This window comes from Candidatus Binatia bacterium (genome assembly GCA_036493895.1).
Taxonomy (GTDB): Bacteria; Desulfobacterota; Binatia; order UBA1149; family CAITLU01; genus DATNBU01.
The window spans coordinates 1-22211 of sequence record DASXOZ010000011.1; the positions used below are offsets into that span (position 1 = coordinate 1).

A 22211-nucleotide genomic window follows, 5' to 3' on the forward strand; every position below is an offset into this window, starting at 1 on the left:
GAGTTCGGCGCGCCGCGGCAGGCACCGTCAAGGCAGGTATCGCCGACGGTGCAGAAATTGCCGTCGTCGCAGGATCCGGTGCGCGCGGCGTTGCTGCACGCCTGGAGGTCGGGGTTGCAGGAGTCGGTGGTGCAGTCGTTGTTGTCGTTGCACGGGTTGGCCGTGCCGACGCAGTCGCCGTTGGTGCAGGTGTCGCCGACGGTGCAGAAGTTGCCGTCGTCGCAGGAGCCCGTGTTCGGCGTGCTGCCGCATCCGAAGATGTCGGCGCCAGGCGCACCGTGGCCCAGGCACACTTCATTCGTGCACGGATTGCCGTCGCTGGCGCAGTCGCTGTTGACCGCACAGGTCGGGACCGACTGGTCGGTCTCCACCTGCTGGCACTGGCACTTGGAGCCGGCGCTGGGCAATGCCTCGGAAGGGCCGGTGCACGTGTGGTTCTTGTTGACGTCCCAGCTCGTGCAGACGTTCATGTCGAACGTGCCGTTGCCGTTGCTGTCGGTACAGAGGACCGAGACGCCGAAGACCGGAACGGAGTCGGCATTGCCGTCGTAGTCGCCGCAGGTGTCGGCAGGATCCTGGCTCGATTCGAGGTTCGGAGCCGGCGGGATCGGCAAGTCATAGACGTCGCAGTTGCCGCCCGAAAGGGCATCGGAGCCGTCGGCGCCGATGTAGATGCCGACGTCGAAACGGTTAGCGTGTCCGGAGCTGATGTTGACCGTGCCGTCGAACGTGAACGTGTCGCCGACGAACTCGCACGCGTGAATCACATTGGTGACGGAGATCGACGAGACGGAGAAGTCGTTGGCGGTGCAGTTCAGGTTGGTCAGGCCGGAGGCTGCCGCCATGCAGTTGGCGGCGTGCGCGGCCGGTGTGCTCGAGATCACGCCGATGGTGGCCAGCAACGCGATCGTCGCCGACAAGCTCGTGCTGCGGCGCCTGGCCGAAGACTCGCGAAACTTCATGTAGACCCCCTGGACGTCGCGGCGTGGCCGCGCCTGCTGTTTTGCGAGTTCCCGATGGAAGCCGCGTTCCCTGGTTTTTTTGCCGCGCCCGCCTCGCGCCCGAGCCGCGTCCCCTGCAGCGACAGACAAGTCGCCGCGCCGACTGCGCCAGCCCCAAACTGGCACCCCCCGGATTGGGGGACCATGGCTGGACGTATTGTCAGTTGCAAGGAAAAAATACCTGAATTTGCGGGAAAAATTCGTCACGCTGGCCGACCGGCGAAACCGGGATTGCGCGGCTGCAAGGGTCCGCCGGGGGTGGTCGGGAGTTCCTGCAAGAGCCGGCTGAGAGCGGTGCCGGCACGCCGGCCGGACCAGGCTTCGTGCCTGTCAGTCGTCGAGCCCGAGCTGGCGCCGAAGCTCTCGCTTGACGATCTTCCCCATCGAGTTGCGCGGCACGCTGGCGACGAAGTGGAAGCGTTCGGGCACCTTGTAGCGGGCCAGGGCGGTCGCGCAGACTTCGCGCAGCTCCTCGGCTGTCACGCTGCCTGCTCCGTCGGCAACCTGGACGGCCGCGACGACCCGCTCGCCGAGCCTTTCGTCAGCAATTCCGAATACCGCACACGCCGCAACGCGCGGGTCCGCATGCAGAACCCTTTCGACTTCGGCCGGGTAGACGTTGGCTCCGCCTCTGAGAATGAGGTCGCCGCGGCGGCCGCGGATGTAGAGCTGGCCGGAGGCGGGGTCGCGCACACCGAGGTCGCCGGTGTGCAGCACGCCGTCCACCAGAGCCGCCGCCGTCTGGTCCGGCTTGTTCCAGTAGCCGAGCATCGGCGTGTACACGCCGGCAAACGGTCCTTGCGACGAAGGGGCGACGCAGATTTCGCCGACCTCGCCGTCGGCAACCTGGCGTCCGTTCTCGTCGAGCAGCCGGATTTCGATCTGCGGTAGCGGCCGGCCGATCAGGCCGGGCTGCGGCGGCGTGTCGCCCGGTGAGCGGGTCACGGCGGTCGGTGCCTCGGTCATGCCGTAGCCGATCGACACGTCGGCGCCGAACCTCTCGCGGTACAGGCGAAGAAAAGACGGCGGACACTCGGCGCCGCCCACTTCGGGCCGCACGAGGCTGGCCAGGTCTGCCCCGCTTACCTGCGGGTGCGTCAGAAGGTCGTGGTAGGTGGCCGGCACCGCGGCAAAATGCGCGACGTTTTCGTTTCGCACCCACTCGGCGACGCCCTCGGCATCGACGCGGTCGATGCACACGCATGTCCCGTCGATCTGGAACACCAGCAGCGGCACGAGGACCATCAGGTTGAGCACGCCGAGCGGCAGCAGCACCCCGTGGATCTGCCCGATCGGATGGGCGCCGGTCGCAGCAGCGACGGCGCCGGGCAGCACGAGGTTGTGCTGGCTGTGCACGGCGCCTTTGGGGAAACCCGTCGTGCCGCTCGTGTAGGCAATCGCCGCGGGCGCGAACGGATCGATCGCGACTCGCTCGGCCACGTCGTTTCCGGCGTGCGCAAGGGCAGCATTCCACTTCGACTGCGCATCGCCGGGATCGGCATCGAGGACGTGGCGCAGCGACGGCACCGCGGCGCGCACGCCGTCCACCTGCGCGCACATCGCGCGATCGCCGAGGAACACGCACGCTTCGCAATCGGCGAGGATGTACGCTTTTTCGGCGGGCGCCAGCGGCCTGGCCACGCCCACCCACAGTGCTCCGAGGCGCATCGTCGCGAGGAATGCAATGACGATCTCGGCGTGGTTGCCGAGGCTTGCTGCAACTCGGTCTCCCGCACCGACGCCGAGCGATGCAAGCGCTGCCGCAGCGCGGTCGACGGCAACGTCGAGCGTGCGGTACGTGTAACGCGAGTGCCTGGCTACCAGCGCGGTCCTGTCCGGGCAGCGTGCAAGCGGTCCTGCCAGGATGTCGGCGACCGTCTGCGGCCCTGTTCCCGGAATCGGCGGCCGCGACGCGGGCACGACGAGATGGCGGGCGCGGACGAGCGATGCCGTGTCTTCCACGCCGATCCCGCTGCCTACGGTCTCATGTACCAGCCGCCGCTGATGTTGATCGCTTCGCCCGTGATGAAGGCCGAGCGGTCCGAGCCGAGGAAAGCCACGAGCTCGGCGACTTCTTCGGGCTTGCCGAAGCGTCGCAGCGGCGTGCGATCGACTTCGCTCTGGAACTGGTCGGCATAGCGGGCGACGAACTTCGACCAGATCAGGCCCGGCGCGATCGCGTTGCAGCGCACGCCGAACGGGCCGCCCTCGAACGCGACACTGCGCGTGAGGCCGAACAGCGCGGCTTTTGCACACGCGTACGGCGCCTCGCGGCCTTCGTTCGCATCGCCGAGCCAGCCGGCGATCGACGAGATGTTGACGATGGCGCCGCGACGCCTCTCGATCATCCCCGGCAGCAGCAGCCGCGTCAGGTGGAATGCTGCCGTGATGTCGACGTCGAGCACGCGGTCCCAGTCGGTCATCGTGAATTCGCGAATCGGCGCGAGCACGTTTTCGGCCGCGTTGTTGACGAGCACGTCGACCGGACCGAGCGACGCTTCGATCTCGCCGATGACGTCGCGCATGCGCGCGCGGTCGGCGATGTCACCGGGAAACGCAAGCACCCGCGCGCCGGTGTCGGCGGCAATCCGATGCGCGACTTCCCGGCAACGCCGTTCGTGGATGTCGACCACTGCCACCTGTCCGCCTTCGCGCGCGATGCGTTCGGCGCTGTGGCTTCCGATACCCGCACCGGCGCCGCCGGTGACCAGCGCGACCTTGCCTTCGAAGTCTCTCGACATGGGGGACTGCCTTTTTTCTGACGCTCGCTCGGGCGGTGGATATACGGGCAGTCGCTTCAGGAATTCAGGCCGACCAGGCGGCGCTGGTTGTCGCGCATGATCAGGCGCGTATCGGCGGCGCTCATCTTTTCGCAGCCGTGCACGAAATCGACCGGTTCGGCGAGTCCCTCGGGATGCGGAAAATCGGAGCCGAAGACGACGTGATCGGTGCCGATCAGGCTGCAAAGGTGCGGGATGTCCTCTTCGTGGTACGGCGAGACGTAGACGTGGCGGCGGAACACCTCGCTCGGTCTTCCCGACCAGCGGCCCCCGATCCACGGCCCGTTGCGGCCCATGCCCTTCATCTTGTCCATCGCCTTGAGCAGGTACGGAACCCACAGGCAGCCGTTCTCGACGCTGACGACCTTGACGTTCGGGAAGCGGCCGAACAGGTTGTGGAAGATCAGCGCCGACATCGTGTCCATGATCGGACGGTCGCCGTAGAAATTGCACCACTGGAAGGCCGACTGGCTGTGCGAGCTCGGGTTGGGCTGCTCTCCCCAGGCCACCGACATCGCCTCGTTGTAACCGGACTCGCCGACGTGGAACGCCACTGCCAGGCCCGCTTCGTTCACCCGCGACCAGAACGCATCGAACACCGGATCGGCCGGTGATTTGCCGCCCTGGGGCCCGGGCCTCATGCCGATGATGCGCGCACCGCGCGACAGCACCCACTCCAGGTCCTTGACCGCTTCGGCCGGATCGAGAAGCGACAGGATCGGCGGCGCGAAGATGCGGCCGAGGTACGAGAAGCCCCACTCCTCGTCGAGCCAGCGATTGAACGCGCGCAGGTTGGCGTAGCTTTGCTCGACGTCGTCCTTCATGAAGTGCTCGACGCAGACGGCGAGCGTCGGGAACAGCAACGCGCTCTCGAGCTTCTGGGCGTCCATCAACGCGAGGCGCGCTTCGCGGTTCACGTAAGCCGGCTGCACCGGCTCCTTGATGCCGTCGTCGCCGCCGGAGTGTTCACCGGTCAGGTAGCGCAGGTAGTCGCGAAGAGATCCCGGCTTCAGCGTGACGTCGTAATTCAGCTCCATGTCGGCCAGGAAAGTGAACGGTTTTTCGCCGATGCGGACGCTCTCGGTGCCGTTGGCCCCGCGCACGACGCGCACCGCCTTGTCGCGATGCTTCGGCTCGATGAAGCGCGTGAACGCGTCGCGGGTCTCGTAGTAGTGGTTGTCGCCGTCGAAGCTGAGGTAGTCGAGATGAGTCATCCGGCGGTTTCCTTCCTGCGGGGGCGCCTGCGGCGCCCCCGAATTCGCGTGCGCCTGCGGCCCCGACGAGTCACCCGAACAAGAACATGTTCTAGTCGGGCAGACAAGGGCCGGCCTGGCGGCGGGGCCGTCGATCGATCGTGCGGGAGGAAGTTCCCGGGCCCGGGCCACCGCAGTGGCCCGCGCCCGGGGGGAAGGGGATCAGCGGACCGACGTCGAAGAAGCCGTGCTGGCCGAAGCGCCACTGCCGTCGCTCACCGTCACGCTGACCGGCAGCGAAGTTCCGCTCGCGAGGCTGCTGGAGACCAGCGTCCTTACTTTCACCGATCCGCTCGCCGAGGCGAGGTTGCTGAAGACGACGTCGTTTCCGGAGACCGTCGCACCGTTCGGCGTCGTGCTTTGCTCGCTCATGCCGTCGGGCAGCGTCAGCACCAGCGTTCCGGTGCCGGTGAGATTGGCGTAGTCGGCCGAGACGTCCGACGTCAGGCCGGACGTCACCGTCCGCGGCAGCGTCAGCGACACGGTTGGTCCCGACGCCGTCGAGCCGTCACGTACGATCGTCGAAGCCTGGCCGTTGTACGTCGTGCCGCTGCCGTCCAGCGCGGAGGCGGCGATCTGCAGCGTCGAGCCCGCAACCGCGCTCGAGCTGACGGCAACGCGCAGCTTGACCGATCCGCTGGTGTCCGTGAGCCGCCACTGCGCGCCGTCGGGCAGCAGCGACGCGCTCGGCACGGCCAGCACCGGCGTCATCTCCGGCGGCAGTGTCATGGTCAGCGTCGAGGGACTCACCAGTCCCGAGTACGAAATCGCCACGTCGGTCGTCGTGCCCGGAGTCACCGAGCGCAGCGCCGTCACGTCGAGGGCCGGAGTGCCGGACCCGCCGCCCGTCGTGCCGAGGCCGATCACGGTCTGGGTCTCGGATGCAACGATGGTGCCGGTCTCGTCGCTCATCGTCATGCTGCCGACGAGCACGGTGCCGGTGGCGACGTCCGCCGCGATCTGTGCGTCGATCTTGACCGACCCGGACGGGTCCATCAGGTCGCTGAACGTCAGGGTGCGCTCACTGCCACCGCTCGGCGCCGGCTGCGAGCGCAGCACCGTCACTTCGTCCGGCAGCGAGATCGTCAGCTGGTTGTGCCCGACGGCTTCGCGGTAACGCGCGGTGTAGCGCAGCGTCAGGCCCGCGCGACTGTAGGTCTGCGAGCGGATCGACGCGAACAGCTTGTTCGACGCCGTGACGACGCTGGTCTGCTCGCACACGGCGTTGTTGCCCGCACCGTCGTTCATCGTCGCACTGCTCGGCAGCACGGTCTGGTCGGGAGCGAGCGGGCTCACCTGCGTGTTCACCTTCACCTTGCCGGCGGTGGCCGCGAGCGAGTCCCAGAACAGCGTCTGGCCCTGCTGCGCAGTCGGCGTCGGATAGGCGCTGATGATCGTCACATCGTCGGGCATGGTCAGGTTGACCGAGTTGCTCTCCGAGCCGTTCTTGTAACGCAGCTCGTACTTCACGAAGCTGCCGGGCGTCGCGTAGATCTGCGCGCGCAGGAAGCACGACAGCGTAGCGCCGCCGGTGCCGTCGTCGCGCACGTGGAACACGTTGTCGGCGGTCGCGTAGTGCCCGGCCGGATCCGACAGCGTCGCGACGTTCAGGACCGACGCGCCGGAGCTCATCGTGGGATCGATCGTCGCGGTGATGAAGCCCTGGCCGACCGTGCCCGCCTTGAACGGGTCGGCAGTGAAGGTCGCAGTGTTGCCTGAGACGGACGCGGAGGCGTCGCCGGACGACGCCGACACGAGCGTCAGTCCCGCCGGCAGCGGATCGCTGATCGTCACGTCGGCCAGGTCGTCGGCGCACGCGTTCGACCATTGCAGCGTGTACTGGATCGTGCCGCCCGGGTTGTCGTTGCCCGAGTGCACCTTGCGCAGCGCGACCGGGCAGAGGTCCGCCTGCGAACGCACGTTCAGCTTGTCGGTGGCCTCGGCCGACGGGATGCCGGCGGTCGTCAGCGACGCCGTGTTGACGATCGTCGTCCCCGGCTCGGTGCTGTCGGCGATGCGCACCGTGATCGTGCCCTGGCCGACGTCGCCGCCGCCCCACGAATCCATGTGGAACGTGACGGTGTTGCCGCTGATCGTCGTCGTCGCCACCGGCGACGAGGCCGACTCGACGGTCATGCCGCCCGGAATCGGATCGGTGACGTTCAGATCCGAGACCGGATTTCGGCACGAGTTCGACCACTGCAGCGTGTACGTGACCTCGCCGCCCGGCGTGGTATCGCCGGTGTGGGTCTTGCGCAGCGATGCCGCGCAGTCTTCGCAGACCTGGTTGGTCTGGCAGACCCCGGAAAGACAGGTATCGGGCTGGTCGCAGGAGCTGGAGGCCTGCGAACCGCACGCCGATCCGTCCGGCTTGAAGCCGTCGGACGGGCAAGAGCCGTTGCCGTCGCAGTTCTCGGCGACGTCGCACTCACCGGCGGCGAGGCGGCACACGATAGACGCGGATGCGTGATTGACCAGGCAGCTTCCCGAACCGTCGCAGGTATCGGGTGCGTCGCAGATCGAGCTGCTCGAGCTTCCGCACGCGAAACCTGCCGAGCGGAAGGCGTCGGCAGGGCACGACGTCGAGGCGCCGGTGCAGTTCTCGGCGGCGTCGCACTGCGAAACCGCCGCGCGGCAGGTCGTGGCCGATGCCGCGAACGAATCGGCGGTGCAGGTGGCCGAGGCGCCGGTGCAGTTCTCGGCGACGTCACAGACACCGCCCGATCCGCGGCACACGGTCGTCGAAGCGACGAACGCGTCGGCCGGGCAGGACGCCGAGGCGCCGGTGCAGCTCTCCGCGACGTCGCAGACTCCCGCCGACGGGCGGCAGGCCGTGGTCGAAGAGGCGAACGTGTTGGCGGGACACGCGGCCGACGTGCCCGTGCAGTTCTCGGCAACGTCACAGATGCCGCCCGATGCGCGACACGTCGTCGTCGATGCGACGAACGAATCGGCGGGGCAGGCGCCGGAAGTGCCGGTGCAGTTCTCGGCCGGATCGCAGATTCCGGCCGACGGACGGCAGACGCTCGTCGATGCGGTGAACGAGTCGGCCGGACACGCTGCTGCGATGCCGCTGCAGTTCTCGGACGGATCACAGATGCCGGTCGAAGCGCGGCACAGCGCCGCCGCCGACAGGAACGCGTCTCCAGGGCACGCCGCGGAAGTTCCGCTGCAGTTCTCGGCGGTGTCGCAGACTCCGGCGGAGGGGCGGCACGTCGTCGTCGAAGAGACGAACGCGTCGCCGGGGCAGGCGCCGGAGGTTCCGGTGCAGCTCTCGGCTACGTCGCAGATGCCGCCGGATGCGCGGCACGTCGTCGTCGACGAAACGAACGCATCGGCAGGGCAGGCGGCAGCAGTGCCGGTGCAGCTTTCGGGCGTGTCGCAGACTCCCGTGGAGGTGCGACACGTCGTCGTCGACGAAACGAACGCGTCGGCCGGGCACGCGCCGGAGGTCCCGGTGCAGTTTTCGGCGACGTCGCAGACGCCGCCGGATGCGCGGCATGTCGTCGTCGACGCGGTGAATGTATCGGCAGGGCACGACGCTGCGGTACCGGTGCAGCTCTCGGACGGGTCGCAGACGCCCGTCGATGCGCGGCACGTCGACGTCGAAGAGACGAACGCATCCGCCGGGCAGGCGCCGGAGGTTCCGGTGCAGTTTTCCGCAACGTCGCAGATGCCGCCGGATGCGCGGCAGACGGTCGTCGATGCGGTGAACGTATCGGCAGGGCACGCCGCTGCGGTTCCGCTGCAGTTTTCGGACGGATCGCAGACGCCGGTCGATGCGCGGCACAGCGTGGTCGACGCATCGAACGCATCGGCCGGACACGCGCCGGAAGTGCCGGTGCAGTTTTCGGCGACGTCGCAGACTCCGCCGCTCGGGCGGCACACCGTCGTCGATGCGGTGAACGTATCGGCGGGGCACGCCGCTGCGGTTCCGCTGCAGTTTTCGGACGGGTCGCAGACGCCGGTCGATGCGCGGCACGCGGTGGTCGAGGCGACGAAAGAATCGGCCGGGCATGTCGACGACAGTCCGGTACAGTTCTCGGCGACGTCACAGACGCCGCCCGAGGCGCGGCACGTGACGGTGGGAAGCGCGAAGAGGTCGAGCGGGCACGAGGCGAGCAGGCCGGTGCAGTTCTCGGCCACGTCGCAGATGCTGACCGCATCGCGGCAAACGGTGGCGGAGCTGACCAGGACATCGGCCGGGCAGGTCGCCGAGGTTCCGGTACAGTTTTCGGCGACGTCGCAGACGCCGCCGGACGCGCGGCAAGTGGTAGTGGACGCGACGAACGCATCGGCGGGGCACGCACCAGAAGTGCCGGTGCAGTTTTCGGCGACGTCGCAGACACCGCCGGACGCGCGGCAAACGGTCGTGGATGCCGCGATCGCATCGGCGGGACATGCCGCGGCGGTTCCGGTGCAGTTCTCGGACGGATCGCAGACGCCGGTCGACGCGCGGCACAGCGTCGTCGATGCGACGAACGCATCGGCCGGGCACGCGCCGGAAATTCCGGTGCAGTTTTCCGCCACGTCGCAGACGCCGGCCGAAGCGCGGCACGTGACGGTGGGAAGGGCGAAGACGTCGAGCGGACACGTCGCGAGCAGGCCGGTGCAGTTCTCCGACGGATCGCAGACGCCGGTGGATGCGCGGCACAACGTGGTCGACGCGACGAACGCGTCGGCCGGACACGTCGACGACGTCCCGGTGCAGTTTTCGGCGACGTCGCAGACGCCGGCGATTGAGCGGCAAAGAGTCGTCGATGCAGAGAACGCATCGGCAGGACAAGCGCCGGAAGTTCCGGTGCAGTTCTCGGCCACGTCGCAGACGCCGGTGGCTGCGCGGCAAGTCGCCGTCGAGGCGACGAACGAGTCGGCCGGGCACGCCGCTGCCGTTCCGGTGCAGTTCTCGGCCACGTCGCAGACGCCGGTCGATGCGCGGCACGCGGTGGTCGAGGCGACGAACGAATCGGCAGGACATGTCGACGACAGTCCGGTGCAGTTTTCGGCGACGTCGCAGACGCCGGCCGAGGCGCGGCACGTGACGGTGGGGAGCGCAAAGAGGTCGAGCGGGCACGAGGCGAGCAGTCCGGTGCAGTTCTCGGCGACGTCGCAGATGCTGACCGCATCGCGGCAATCGGTCGTGGAACTGGCCAGGGTTTCGGCCGGGCAGGTCGCCGAGGTTCCGGTGCAGCTCTCGGCGACGTCGCAGACACCGGTCGTCGCGCGGCACGTCGTCGTCGAAGACACGAAGGCGTCGGTGGGGCAGGCGGCGGAAGTTCCGGTGCAGTTCTCCGCGACGTCACAGACGCCGGCCGAGGCGCGGCACGCGGTGGTCGAGGCGACGAACGAATCGGCAGGACACGAGGCCGAAACCCCGGTGCAGTTCTCGGCAACGTCACAGATGCCACCCGACGCGCGACAGGTCGTTGTGGACGCGACGAAGCTGTCGGCGGGACATGCGGCCGAGGTTCCGGTACAGTTCTCGGCGACGTCGCAGACACCTCCCGAGGCGCGGCAGGTCGTCGTGGAGGCGACGAACGCATCGGCCGGGCACGCACCGGTCGTTCCGGTGCAGTTCTCGGCGACGTCGCACACACCGCCCGTCGAGCGACAGACCGTCGTCGATGCGGAGAACGCATCGGCGGGACATGCCGTCGCAGTTCCAGTGCAATTCTCTGACGGATCGCAGACGCCGGTCGATGCGCGGCACGCGGTGGTCGAGGCGACGAACGAATCGGCAGGGCATGTCGACGACAGTCCGGTGCAGTTTTCGGCGACGTCGCAGACGCCGGCCGAGGCGCGGCACGTGACGGTGGCAAGCGCGAAGAGGTCGAGAGGGCACGAGGCGAGCAGGCCGGTGCAGTTCTCGGCGACGTCGCAGATGCTGACCGCGGTGCGGCAGACGGTCGTGGATCCGGCAAGGGCATCGGCAGGGCAGGCCGCCGAAGTTCCGGTGCAGCTCTCGGCGACGTCGCAGACACCGGTCGTCGCGCGGCACGTCGTCGTCGAAGTCACGAAAGCGTCGGTGGGGCAGGCGACGGAAGTTCCGGTGCAGTTCTCCGCGACGTCACAGACGCCGGCCGAGGCGCGACACGCGGTGGTCGAGGCGACGAACGAATCGGCAGGACACGAGGCCGAAGTCCCGGTGCAGTTCTCGGCAACGTCACAGATGCCACCCGACGCGCGACAGGTCGTTGTCGATGCGACGAAACTGTCGGCGGGGCATGCGGCGGATGTTCCGGTGCAGTTCTCGGCGACGTCGCAGATGCCGCCCGAGCTGCGGCAAGTCGTGGTGGACGCGACGAAGCTGTCGGCCGGACATGCGGCGGATGTTCCGGTGCAGTTCTCGGCGACGTCACAGACACCGCCCGCGGTGCGGCATGTCGTCGTCGAGGCTACGAAGCTGTCGGCGGGGCATGCGGCCGACGTGCCGGTGCAGTTCTCGGCGACGTCGCAGATTCCGGCCGAGGTGCGGCACGCGGTGGTCGAGGCAACGAAAGCATCGGCGGGGCATGCGGCCGACGTCCCGGTGCAGTTTTCGGCGACGTCGCAGATTCCCGCCGACGAGCGGCACGCCGTGGTCGAGGCAACGAAAGAATCGGCGGGGCAAGCCGCCGATGTCCCGGTGCAGTTCTCGGCGACGTCGCAGATTCCAGCCGACGAGCGGCATGCCGTGGTCGATGCTACGAAAGAATCACCGGGGCACGCCGCCGAAGTTCCGGTGCAGTTCTCGGCGACGTCGCAGATGCCGCCAGAAGTGCGGCATGTCGTCGTCGAGGCTACGAACGAGTCGGCAGGGCAGGCCGCCGATGTCCCGGTGCACTTCTCGGCCACGTCGCAGATGCCGTTCGTCGTGCGACACGTCGTTGTCGAGGCTACGAATGAGTCGGCCGGGCACGCTGCCGAGGTGCCGGTGCAGTTTTCGGCCGCGTCGCAGACCCCAGCCACGGCGCGGCACGCAGTCGTCGATGCGACGAACGAGTCCGACGGGCATGCAGCGGAGGTCCCGGTACAGTTTTCGGCACTGTCGCAGATTCCGGCGGAGGCGCGGCAGGCGGTCGTCGAGGCGACGAAGGAATCGGCAGGACACGCGCCCGAGGTCCCGGTGCATTTCTCGGCATTGTCGCAGATGCCCGCCGAGTTGCGGCACGTCGTCGTCGAGGCGACGAAGCTGTCGGCCGGACAGGCTGAAGAAGTTCCCGTGCAGGTTTCGGCCGTGTCACAGATGCCGGACGCCGAGCGGCACACGGTGCCGGCCGTCACGAAAAAGCCGCCCGAGCAGCAGGCGCCCGTCGTGCAGTGCGTGACGGCGATCGCCGGGCTCGGCTCGACCTGGACACATTTGCACTTGGAGTTGGTCGCCGGCCACGCCTGCGTGTAGTCCGCGCAGTTGTTGCCGGCGTTGTTGTCGTAGCTGGAGCAGATGTTCAGATCGAGGAAACCGTTGTTGTCGGAGTCGTAGCAGCTGACCGTGATGTCACCCGTGTTGATGACGAAATTGCCGGTGACCGAGGCCGAGCCCGGGTAGTCGGGGCAGAAGTCGCCGTCGATGTTCTGGCCCTGGTCATAGGGCGCAGGGGCGCCGGGAGTGCGGATGAGATCGATGTAGCACTGCGTGCTGGTCTCGGCGCTGACGCCGTCCTTCGCGATGTAGACGGCGCCGTCGTAGCGCTGCGGGGATGTCGGGGCGATGGTGATGTCCGCGTGGAACGTGACGGTGTCGGTGGGAAGCCCGTTGCAGCCGCCGCCGGTGACGACCGCGTTCGACATTCCCGCGACGCCGAAGTCCGCGGCCGTGCAGCTCGAGATGGATTTACCGTTCAGCGCGGCTCGCGGCGTGATGCACAGGTCGGGGCCGTTCGGATTGACGACCTGGGCGCCGGCGCCGGCGCCGCTGCCGAGCAATGCGATCGATGCGGCGAGCAGCGATAGCGCGACGCGCGAACGCCTGCTCGACGAAGGAGATGACCGCCGCGAAGAAGAAGAAACCGTCATCCGACCCCCTTTCGTCGCTGACGCAGCGCTTTTGACACGCTCATCGACGACGGCAGTCGCTCGGCGTACAGCGTCGAGCGGCTCAAAAAGCGATGGATTCGTGAAGAGGAGGCGGGGGGCAGTGAGCGCGCGAACCCTTCCCCGGGATTCTCCGCAATGCGCTCCGTAGTTTCCCCGACCCGATCCCCTCGCCAGGAACCACTTCGCGACCGTTACCCACCCAAGAAAACGGCCGCTGCGGAATGCATATTCGCCGCGGAAACGTACTGAAGCAAACGGGTTTCGCGTGGCCTGTGCCGCGTGCCGGGGCAAACCGGGCGGCCGGATTTCCGGATCTGTGGCGGCAGTCACGACCCAGAGGACGGCCTTCCGCAGCCCGGGGTTATCCGGGCGAAAAAAAGGTGAATCTGGTCGTGATGGGACGCCCGGAAGCAGGAAGACGGGATTGGCGGCGGCTGCCGGCCCCGGATCCGGGCCCGGCAGCCGCCGCTGGGATTGCTCAGCGAACCGACGTGGTACCGGCGGCGCTGGCGCTGGCACCGGTCGTGTCACCGATCTGGCCACTGACAGCCAGCGAGCTGCCGCTTGCGGCGCTTGCCGGGATGAGCACGCGCACCTTGGCCGTGCCCGATGCGTCGGTCAGCCCGTTCCAGGTCACGTTGCTGCTGCTGATCGCCGCACCGCTCGGCACCGTGCTCTGGGCCGTGACGCCGGACGGCAGTGTGATGACGAGGTGCCCGGTGCCCTGCAGGCCGGCCCAGTCGGCGTAGAAGTCCGACGTGAGTCCCGCGGTCACCGTGCGCGGCAGCGTCAGCGTCATCGACAGGCCCGGCGACGATGTCGTGTCGTCACGCACGATCGTCGAGGCCTGCGCCGTCTGGCTCGCTCCGCTGCCGTCAGTCTCGGATCCGTTGATGACCAGCGCCTTGCCGGCCGCGGCGGACACACCGACCATCACGCGCAGCTTGATCGAGCCGCTGCTCGTCGCGATGCCGGACCAGGTGGCCTGGCCGTCGGTCAGCGTGCCTGACGGCACCGCCAGCGTCGGTACGAGCTCCGGCGGCAGCGTCACCGTGATCGTCGCAGGCGGCTGCAGGGCGTCGTAGCGGATCGTGATGTCGGTCGTCGTCCCCGGCGTCACCGACTTGACGGTCGTCAGCGTGAGCGCCGAGGTGCCGCCCGCGGTCGAACTCGCGTCCCCGACCACCGTCTGCGTTTCGGCGCCGACGATGTCCTTGGTTTCGTCGGTCATCGTCAGGCTGCCCACCAGCACGGTGCCGTTGGCGACGTTGCCGACCTGCGTGTCGATCTTCACGACGCCCGCCGGAACCGGCAGGTCTTTGAAGATCAGCGTGTTGTCGGTTCCGCCGCTGGGCGCCGGCAGCGCGCGCAGCACGGTGACGTCACTCGGCAGTGAGACCGTCATCTGGTTGTGGCCGACTGCATCACGGTAGCGCGCGGTGTAGCGCACGCCGAGGCCCGGCCGGCTGTGGGTCTGCGCCTTGATCGACGCGAACAGCACCTGCGAACGCGAGACCACGCCCTCGTGCTCGCAGACGGCAACGTCACCGGCGTGGTCGTCGACGAACGCGCTCGTCGACAGCACGGTCTGGTCGGTCACCAGCAGTCCGACCTGGGTCTCGACCGACACCTTGCCGGCCGTCAGCGCCAGGTTGTCCCATTCCAGAGTCTGCCCGTCCTGCTTCGACGGCGGCGGGAAAGCGCTCTCGATGTTGACCTCGTCAGGCAGCGTCAGCGACAGCGCGTTGTTCTCGGTGCCGTTGCGGTAGCGCACCTGGTACTTCACGAAGCTGCCGGGCGACGCGAACACCTGGCCCGACACGGCGCACGACAGGCTCGTCGTTGCCGTGCTTCCGCCTCGGACGCGGAACAGGCTGTCGGCCGTTTCGTGGTGACCGGCCGGGTCGGAGAGCGTCGCGACGTTGAGGATCGACTCGCCGACGGGTGCCTGCGGATCGATCGTCGCGGTGATCAGGCCCTGGCCGACGGTGCCGGCGCTCCAGCTCGCCATGTGGAAGATGGCCGAGTTGCCGTCGATCGTGACGTCGGCATCCGACGACGTGGCCGACAGGAGCAGCACTCCGTCCGGCATCGGATCGGAGATCGTCACGTCGGTGACGTCGGCCTGGCACGCGTTCGACCACTGCAGCGTGTACTGGATCTGGCCGCCCGGGTTGTCGTTGCCCGAGTGCACCTTGCGCAGCGAGACCGGGCACAGCTCGTCGATGCTGCGTACCGTCAGCTTGTCGCTGCCGGTCGCGCTGTGCGAAGCGTCGTCGACGTAATGGGCGACGTTCTCGATCGTCGAGCCCGGCGACGCATCGTCGGCAACCCTGGCCGTGATCGTGCCCTGGGCAACGTCGCCGCCGGCAAACGTGCCCATGTTGAACGTCACGGTGTTGCCGGCAGTCGACGCCGACGCGTCCGGCGAGCTTGCCGACACCAGCTCGAGTCCGTTCGGCAGCGTATCGCTGATGACGGCGTTCGAGATCGGATCGCGGCAGGAGTTCGACCACTGCAGTGTGAACTCGACCGTGCCGCCGGGGGTCGTGTCGCCGTTGTGGATCTTGCGCAGCGTAACCGAGCAGTCCTCGCAGATGATGTTGTCCTGGCACGAGCCGGCAAGGCAGGTGTCGGGCTTGTCGCACGTCGTCTCGGCCGGGGAGCCGCACGGCGAGCCGTCGGACTTGACGGAGTCGCCGGGGCAGTGGCCGAAGCCGTCGCAGTTCTCGGCAACGTCGCAATCGCTGGCGGCCGGGCGGCAGACCTTGGAGATCGGCGCCAGGTTGCTCTGGCAGGTGCCGGAGCCGTCGCAGGTGTCGGCGCCGTCGCAGACGCTTTGCGCCGAGCTGCCGCAGCTCGAGCCGGACGGCTTCTTGCCGTCGGCGGGGCAGCTGGCCGCTGCGCCGTTGCAGTTCTCGGCTGCATCGCACTGGTCGGCTGCCGGACGGCAGACGGTGGAAGCACCGAGGAAACCGTTGGCCGGGCACGTCGCGCTGACGCCGGTGCAGCTTTCGGCGACGTCGCAGACGCCGGAGGCCGGGCGGCACACGGTGGACGCAGCGACGAAGCTGTTGGCCGGGCACGCAGCCGAAGCTCCCGTGCACTGCTCGGCGACGTCGCAGACCCCACCTGCTGCGCGACAGGTGACCGAGGCCGATGCGAAGTTGTCCGGCGGACAGAATGCGAACGAGCCGGTGCAGTTCTCGGGAACGTCGCACACACCGGCCGAAGCACGGCAGACCCTGGACGCGGACGCGAGTGCGTCGCCGGGGCACGCAGCCGAGTTGCCGGTGCACTGCTCGGCAACGTCGCAGACGCCTGCCGCGGCACGACACGTGGTCGTCGCCGAGACGAAGGTGTCGCCGGGGCAGGTGGCAGAGCCGCCGGTGCAGTTTTCCGCGACGTCGCAGACGCCTGCGCTCGGCCGGCACGTGGTGGCCGCACCGGCAAACGTATTGGCAGGGCAAAGCGGCGATGCACCGGTGCAGTTCTCGGCGATGTCGCAGACACCGGCCGCTGCGCGGCAAGTCACTGCAGCCGAAAGGAAGGCATCGGCCGGACAGGCGCCGCCTGCGCCGGTGCAGTTCTCCGGCGTGTCGCAAATGCCGGCCGGCGCACGACAGACGGTGGTCGGCGGCAGCAGCGTATCGGCCGGGCAGCTGCCGCTTGCGCCGCTGCAGTGCTCGACCGGATCACACACTCCGGTGGAGACACGACAGATCGTCGCTGCGGACAGGAACGTATCGACCGGACACGTCGCGCCGCTGCCGGTGCAGTTCTCGGACGCATCGCAGACGCCGGTCGACGCGCGACAGGTCGTCGCTGCCGACTGGAACGAATTGCCGGGGCACGAGGCCGATGCGCCGCTGCAGTTCTCCGCGACGTCGCAGACGCCGGCTGACGCGCGACAGAGCGTCGCAGCGCTGAGGAATCCGTCGCCGGGGCAGCTCGCGCTGATTCCGGTGCAGTTCTCGGGCGTGTCGCAGACACCGGCCTTTGCGCGGCACACGGTGGCCGCGCTCAGGAACGAGTTGGCCGGACACACAATCGAGGTGCCGGTGCAGTTCTCATCGGTGTCGCAGACGCCGGCGGCTGCGCGGCACGTGAAGTTCGAATTCGCGAACGAGTCGGACGGGCAGGCGGCCTCGGTGCCCGTGCAGTGCTCGGCCAGGTCGCAGACGCCGGCCGTACCGCGGCACGAGGTCGTCGTGCCGAGGAACAGGTCGGACGGACACGCCGCCGACGTGCCGGTGCAGTTCTCCGCGATGTCGCAGACGCCGGCGACGGCGCGGCAGGTCGTCGTCGACGCGAGGAAACTGTCGGCCGGGCATGCAACCGATGCGCCCGTGCACTTCTCGGCCGGATCGCAAACGCCTGCCGAAGGACGGCACGTCGTCGTCGAGGAGACGAAGACATCGGTCGGGCACGCGGCAGAGGTGCCCGTGCAATCTTCGGCAACGTCGCAGATGCCGCCCGACGCGCGGCAGGTCGTGGTCGAGGAAACGAAAGCATCGGCCGGACACGCGCCCGAGGTTCCGGTGCAGTTCTCGGCGACATCGCAGACGCCGCCGGTCGAGCGGCAGACCGTCGTGGACGCGGTGAACGTATCGGCAGGGCATGCCGCTGCAGTTCCGCTGCAGTTTTCGGACGGGTCGCAGACGCCGGTCGATGCGCGGCAGAGCGTGGTCGATGCGACGAACGCATCGGCAGGACACGCACCGGAGGTTCCGGTGCAGTTCTCGGCAACGTCACAGACGCCGCCGGACGGGCGGCAGACGGTCGTCGATGCGGTGAATGTGTCGGCAGGGCATGCCGCCGCGGTTCCGCTGCAATTTTCGGATGGATCGCAGACACCGGTCGATGCGCGGCAGAGCGTAGTCGACGCAACGAACGCATCGGCCGGGCACGCGCCCGAGGTTCCGGTGCAGTTCTCGGCGACGTCGCAGACGCCGCCCGACGAACGGCAGACGGTCGTCGATGCAAGGAAGGTGTCGCCTGGACAGGCCCCGGAAGTTCCCGTGCAGTTCTCGGCCGGATCGCAGACACCGCTCGAAGCGCGACAGGTCGTCGTCGAGGCGACGAATGCATCGGCCGGACATGCAGCGTCGGTTCCGGTGCAGCTCTCGGAAGGATCGCAGACCCCGGTGGACGCACGGCAGACCGTCGTCGATGCGACGAACGTATCGCCAGGACAGGCGCCGCTGGTGCCGGTGCAGTTTTCGGCGACGTCGCAGATACCGCCGGTCGAGCGGCAGACCGTCGTCGACGCGGTGAACGTATCGGCGGGGCACGCCGCTGCGGTTCCAGTGCAATTTTCAGACGGATCGCAGACGCCGGTCGACGCGCGGCACAGCGCGGTCGACGCCACGAACGCATCGGCCGGGCATGCGCCGGAGGTTCCGGTGCAGTTCTCGGCGACGTCGCAAACGCCGCCCGACGCACGGCAGACCGTCGTCGATGCGGTGAACGTATCGGCGGGGCAAGCCGCAGCCGTTCCGCTGCAATTCTCGGACGGGTCGCAGACGCCGGTCGATGCGCGGCACAGCGTGGTCGACGCGACGAACGCATCGGCCGGGCACGCGCCGGAGGTTCCGGTGCAGTTCTCGGCGACGTCGCAGACGCCGCCCGACGAACGGCAGACGGTCGTCGACGCGGTGAACGTATCGGCAGGGCACGCCGCCGCGGTTCCGCTGCAATTTTCGGACGGGTCGCAGACGCCGGTCGATGCGCGGCAGAGCGTAGTCGATGCGGCGAACGCATCGGCAGGACACGCGCCGGAGGTTCCGGTGCAGTTCTCGGCGACGTCGCAGACGCCGCCCGACGAACGGCAGACGGTTGTCGATGAGGTGAATGTATCGGCCGGGCACGCGGCGGAGGTTCCGGTGCAGTTTTCGGCAACGTCGCAGATACCGCCCGAGGAACGGCAAGTGGTCGTCGAAGCGACGAAAGCGTCGGCCGGGCACGCGGCGGAGGTTCCGGTGCAGTTCTCGGCAACGTCGCAGATGCCGCCCGAGGAACGGCAAGTCGTCGTCGAAGCGACGAAAGCGTCGGCCGGGCACGCGGCGGAGGTGCCGGTGCAGTTCTCGGCAGCGTCGCAGACGCCGCCCGAGGCGCGGCACGTCGTGGTCGAAGCGACGAAAGCGTCGGCCGGGCACGCGGCGGAGGTGCCGGTGCAGTTTTCGGCAACGTCGCAAAGGCCGCCCGAGGCGCGGCAAGTCGTCGTCGACGCGACAAAGGCGTCGGCCGGGCACGCGGCAGAGGTGCCGGTGCAGTTCTCGGCGACGTCGCAGATGCCGCCCGATGCACGGCAAGTCGTCGTCGATGCGACGAAGGCGTCGGCCGGGCACGCCGCCGACGCGCCGGTGCAGTTCTCGGCGACGTCGCAGATGCCGCCCGAAGCGCGGCAGGTCGTCGTCGAAGCGACGAAGGCGTTGGCTGGGCATGCGGCGGAAGCGCCGGTGCAGTTTTCGGCAACGTCGCAGATGCCGCCCGATGCGCGGCACGCCGTGGTCGATGCGACGAACGAGTCGGCCGGGCACGCGCTCGAAGTGCCGGTGCAGTTTTCCGCGGTGTCGCAGACGCCGGCCGATGGACGGCACACGGTGGTGCTCGGCAGGAAAGAGCCGGCCACGCAGCAGGCACCAACCACGCACGTAGGTACCACTATCTGGGGAATCGTATCTACATGGGCGCAATTGCACTTCGAGGCGGTTTGAGGGTTGGCCTGATCCACGCTGTTGCAAATGGGGGCAGTGTTGTTGGCCCACGATGTACAGACGGCGAGATCGAGGATGCCGTCACTCCCCGCGACCTGGGTAGCGTTGACGATGAAATCCGAGCACGCCAACGTCACGCCGGTGAAGTGGGAAGAGTAGGTGCCGCTGCTATTGCCGTCCGGGCATGAGTCGCCGTCCTGCACCCACGGTTGACCGGGAATGGGGTACGTGTCGGTCAGCAGGGTTGCCGAGCAAGTACCGGTAAGCGCATCCACACCGTCTGCGCCCAGCCACAAGCCGATGTCGTAGCGATCGGGTGCATTGGACGTGGCGATCAAATCTCCATCGATCGTGATCGTGTCCGAAGGGCTGGTGCAGATGATGTCGGCCGAGTTGACCGTGTCGATGTTAATGTGGGTGACCGCGAAGTCGTTGGCCGTGCAGTTCAGGCTCGTGCCGGCCTGGTCCTCCAGGCATATATGGGGGTAGACGGCCCAAGCGTCTCTGCTCCAGGCGACTGTGAGTATTGTTACTGCGACTGCAGCCGACGCGACGCGTGTGAAGAACGCGCGCCCCCCGTACGTACGCCCCCGCGTATTCATGCCGGACACAGTCGTGAGCCTGGCAGCCACCCACGGCTTCCGAGAACAGGTTGCCTCAGTCATCAGATCCCCCTTTCGACGATCCACGCACGAAGCCCGTCCGCTTCGTTGCCGGTGTTTCGCCCGCTTCCGCTTAGCGGTCCGGATTCCCGCCGAATCCGGAAATGCTTTGCCCACGGGTGAAGAGATCCTCTTCACAGCAGGGCTCGCCGGCTCTGGTGAACCGTCGCCCTGCGATTCGTCGGACCGTCGCTGCGAGCGCGCTCCGCGAAGAGACTCACCCGCCGGGCCCGTAGGCAATCCTTGTCAACCCCGGATTCCGCCGGCTGCGTACTTCCCGCGGCCGTTCCCCGGAATCCCCCTGGAGGGGGCGGATTATGCGTCAAAATGCCTTGAGAAGTCTAGGGAAAAATATGGCAGTCCGGCTGACATTGGGTGCGGCCGCAGACCCGCAAACAGCGTGCGAACGTCGTCAGAAGACTGCGTAGCCGCCGTCGACCCGGATCGTGTCGCCGGTGTGGAATCGCGACGCCTTCGACGCGAGGTAAACGGCGATGCCCTCGAAGTCTTCGGGGAGGCCCCAGCGCCGTGCCGGCGTCCTTTGCACGACGGTGTCCCTCAGCTTTTCCCAGGCCCTGGCCGCTTCGGTCATGTCGGTCTCGATCCAGCCCGGCAGGATCGCGTTGGCCTGAATGTCGTGGCGCGCCAGCTCGACGGCCAGCGAGCGCACCAGCGCACAAAGTCCCGCCTTGCTCGCCGAGTACTGGGCCTGGCGCGGCATCCCGTGGATCGAGCCGATCGACGCGATGCCGACGAGCTTGCCGCCGCCGCCGCGCTCGATCATGTGACGTGATGCCTCACGAAATACGAGGAAGGCCCCGACAAGGTTGACGTTCATCACCGACTCCCAATCGGATACGGACATCTCGGTGAACGGCCGCGCCAGGCCGGCCCCGGCATTGGCGAAGCAGGAGTCGATGCGGCCGAAGCGGTCGACCGCCTGCTTCATGCAACTCGAAACCTGGTCCTCGCGTGTCACGTCGACCGCGAAGGCCTCGGCATCCGCGCCGAGGGAGCGCAGCTCGGCGATCGCCGCGTCGTTCTTGGCAGCGTTCCTGCCCCAGACCGCAATGGCGGCGCCGGAGCGGGCCAGGCCTCGGGCCATGCCGAGTCCGATCCCTCCGTTGCCGCCCGTTACCAGCGCGACGTGTCCCGCAAGGTCGAAAAGCATTCGGCCTTCTAGCCGGAAGCGCCCGAGTGTCCAGCTCGCGCGTCGCGCACTGCAATGCAATGCCGCCGCGGGCGCTGGCAAGGGCGCGGCCGGACTGGCAATCTCGCGTCTTTCGGCCGGCCTCGAGTGGCCTCGTCACTCGCCCTGGCCAGGCCCGTTCGCCGCGACCGTGAAGGCGCCACTTAATAAGGCGCCATATAATAAGGATGGAAAGCGAAGGTCCCGTTGCGCTGGTCATCGTCGATCACGGCAGTCGCGTGCCCGCATCCAACGCGGCGCTCGATGACGTGGTCGCGACCGTCTCGGCGCGCTGCGGCAGCGAGTTCATCGCCGTGCTCGCGGCACACATGGAGCTGGCCTCACCGACCATCGGCGAGGCAATCGATGCCGCCGTGCGGGCGGGAGCAGCCAAGGTGGTGATTGCGCTGTATTTTCTCGCGCCGGGACGCCATTCCGAGACCGACGTCCCGGCTCTCGCAGCCGAGGCCGCGGCCCGGCATCCCGGCTTGACCGTGACGGTCACGGCCTGCCTCGGGCCCGACCCGTTGCTGGCCGACCTCGTCGCCCGCCGCGCCCGAAGTGCGCCAGGCGCAAACAGAATCTGACCGG

At 68.1% G+C, this 22211-nt stretch carries 9 protein-coding genes; 2 read left to right on the forward strand and 7 right to left on the reverse strand.

Annotated features, from left to right (window positions below; genetic code table 11):
- On the reverse strand, window positions 1–845 hold an 845-nt coding region (locus VGK20_01610; GenBank protein HEY2772726.1), incomplete at its 3' end, for a hypothetical protein.
- Between VGK20_01610 and VGK20_01615 the strand changes: the two genes are divergently transcribed.
- Window positions 844–966 carry a hypothetical protein gene (locus VGK20_01615; GenBank protein ID HEY2772727.1) on the forward strand — a complete coding sequence of 41 codons (123 nt, stop codon included), beginning with the start codon at window positions 844–846 and terminating at the stop codon, window positions 964–966. The two genes, VGK20_01610 and VGK20_01615, sit on opposite strands and share 2 nt — an antisense overlap.
- A 365-nt stretch (window positions 967–1331) precedes the next feature.
- Here the strand turns inward: VGK20_01615 and VGK20_01620 are convergent, their stop codons facing one another.
- The 6 genes from VGK20_01620 to VGK20_01645 all read right to left on the reverse strand — a co-directional run bounded on the left by VGK20_01620 (window position 1332) and on the right by VGK20_01645 (window position 21602).
- Entirely contained in the window at window positions 1332–2963 is a 1632-nt protein-coding gene (locus tag VGK20_01620; protein HEY2772728.1) for an AMP-binding protein, read from the reverse strand.
- Window positions 2964–2977: 14 nt separating this feature from the next.
- Window positions 2978–3742, reverse strand: coding sequence for an SDR family NAD(P)-dependent oxidoreductase (locus VGK20_01625; protein HEY2772729.1), 765 nt, complete (start codon window positions 3740–3742; stop codon window positions 2978–2980).
- Between the two features lie 56 nt (window positions 3743–3798).
- Window positions 3799–4995 carry an amidohydrolase family protein gene (locus VGK20_01630; protein HEY2772730.1) on the reverse strand — a complete coding sequence of 399 codons (1197 nt, stop codon included), beginning with the start codon at window positions 4993–4995 and terminating at the stop codon, window positions 3799–3801.
- 201 nt (window positions 4996–5196) lie between these two features.
- The gene (locus tag VGK20_01635) at window positions 5197–13029 is read right to left on the reverse strand and encodes a hypothetical protein (protein HEY2772731.1); all 7833 of its coding nucleotides are present in this window, start codon (window positions 13027–13029) and stop codon (window positions 5197–5199) included.
- Window positions 13030–13528: 499 nt separating this feature from the next.
- Window positions 13529–20434 carry a hypothetical protein gene (locus VGK20_01640; protein ID HEY2772732.1) on the reverse strand — a complete coding sequence of 2302 codons (6906 nt, stop codon included), beginning with the start codon at window positions 20432–20434 and terminating at the stop codon, window positions 13529–13531.
- 409 nt (window positions 20435–20843) lie between these two features.
- Window positions 20844–21602 carry an SDR family oxidoreductase gene (locus tag VGK20_01645; GenBank protein ID HEY2772733.1) on the reverse strand — a complete coding sequence of 253 codons (759 nt, stop codon included), beginning with the start codon at window positions 21600–21602 and terminating at the stop codon, window positions 20844–20846.
- 206 nt (window positions 21603–21808) lie between these two features.
- On the opposite strand from VGK20_01645, the gene VGK20_01650 reads away from it, so the two are divergent.
- Complete coding sequence (locus VGK20_01650; GenBank protein HEY2772734.1) at window positions 21809–22207, forward strand: CbiX/SirB N-terminal domain-containing protein; 399 nt, start codon at window positions 21809–21811, stop codon at window positions 22205–22207.
- Window positions 22208–22211 lie beyond the last annotated feature (4 nt).

Bases quoted from the DNA above. Each gene is read 5' to 3' on its own strand.
- VGK20_01635 (HEY2772731.1), bottom strand. From the start codon at position 13,029: ATGACGGTTTCTTCTTCTTCGCGGCGGTCATCTCCTTCGTCGAGCAGG.
- VGK20_01645 (HEY2772733.1), bottom strand. From the start codon at position 21,602: ATGCTTTTCGACCTTGCGGGACACGTCGCGCTGGTAACGGGCGGCAAC.
- VGK20_01615 (HEY2772727.1), top strand. From the start codon at position 844: ATGCAGTTGGCGGCGTGCGCGGCCGGTGTGCTCGAGATCACGCCGATG.
- VGK20_01625 (HEY2772729.1), bottom strand. From the start codon at position 3,742: ATGTCGAGAGACTTCGAAGGCAAGGTCGCGCTGGTCACCGGCGGCGCC.
- VGK20_01650 (HEY2772734.1), top strand. From the start codon at position 21,809: ATGGAAAGCGAAGGTCCCGTTGCGCTGGTCATCGTCGATCACGGCAGT.
- VGK20_01630 (HEY2772730.1), bottom strand. From the start codon at position 4,995: ATGACTCATCTCGACTACCTCAGCTTCGACGGCGACAACCACTACTAC.
- VGK20_01640 (HEY2772732.1), bottom strand. From the start codon at position 20,434: ATGACTGAGGCAACCTGTTCTCGGAAGCCGTGGGTGGCTGCCAGGCTC.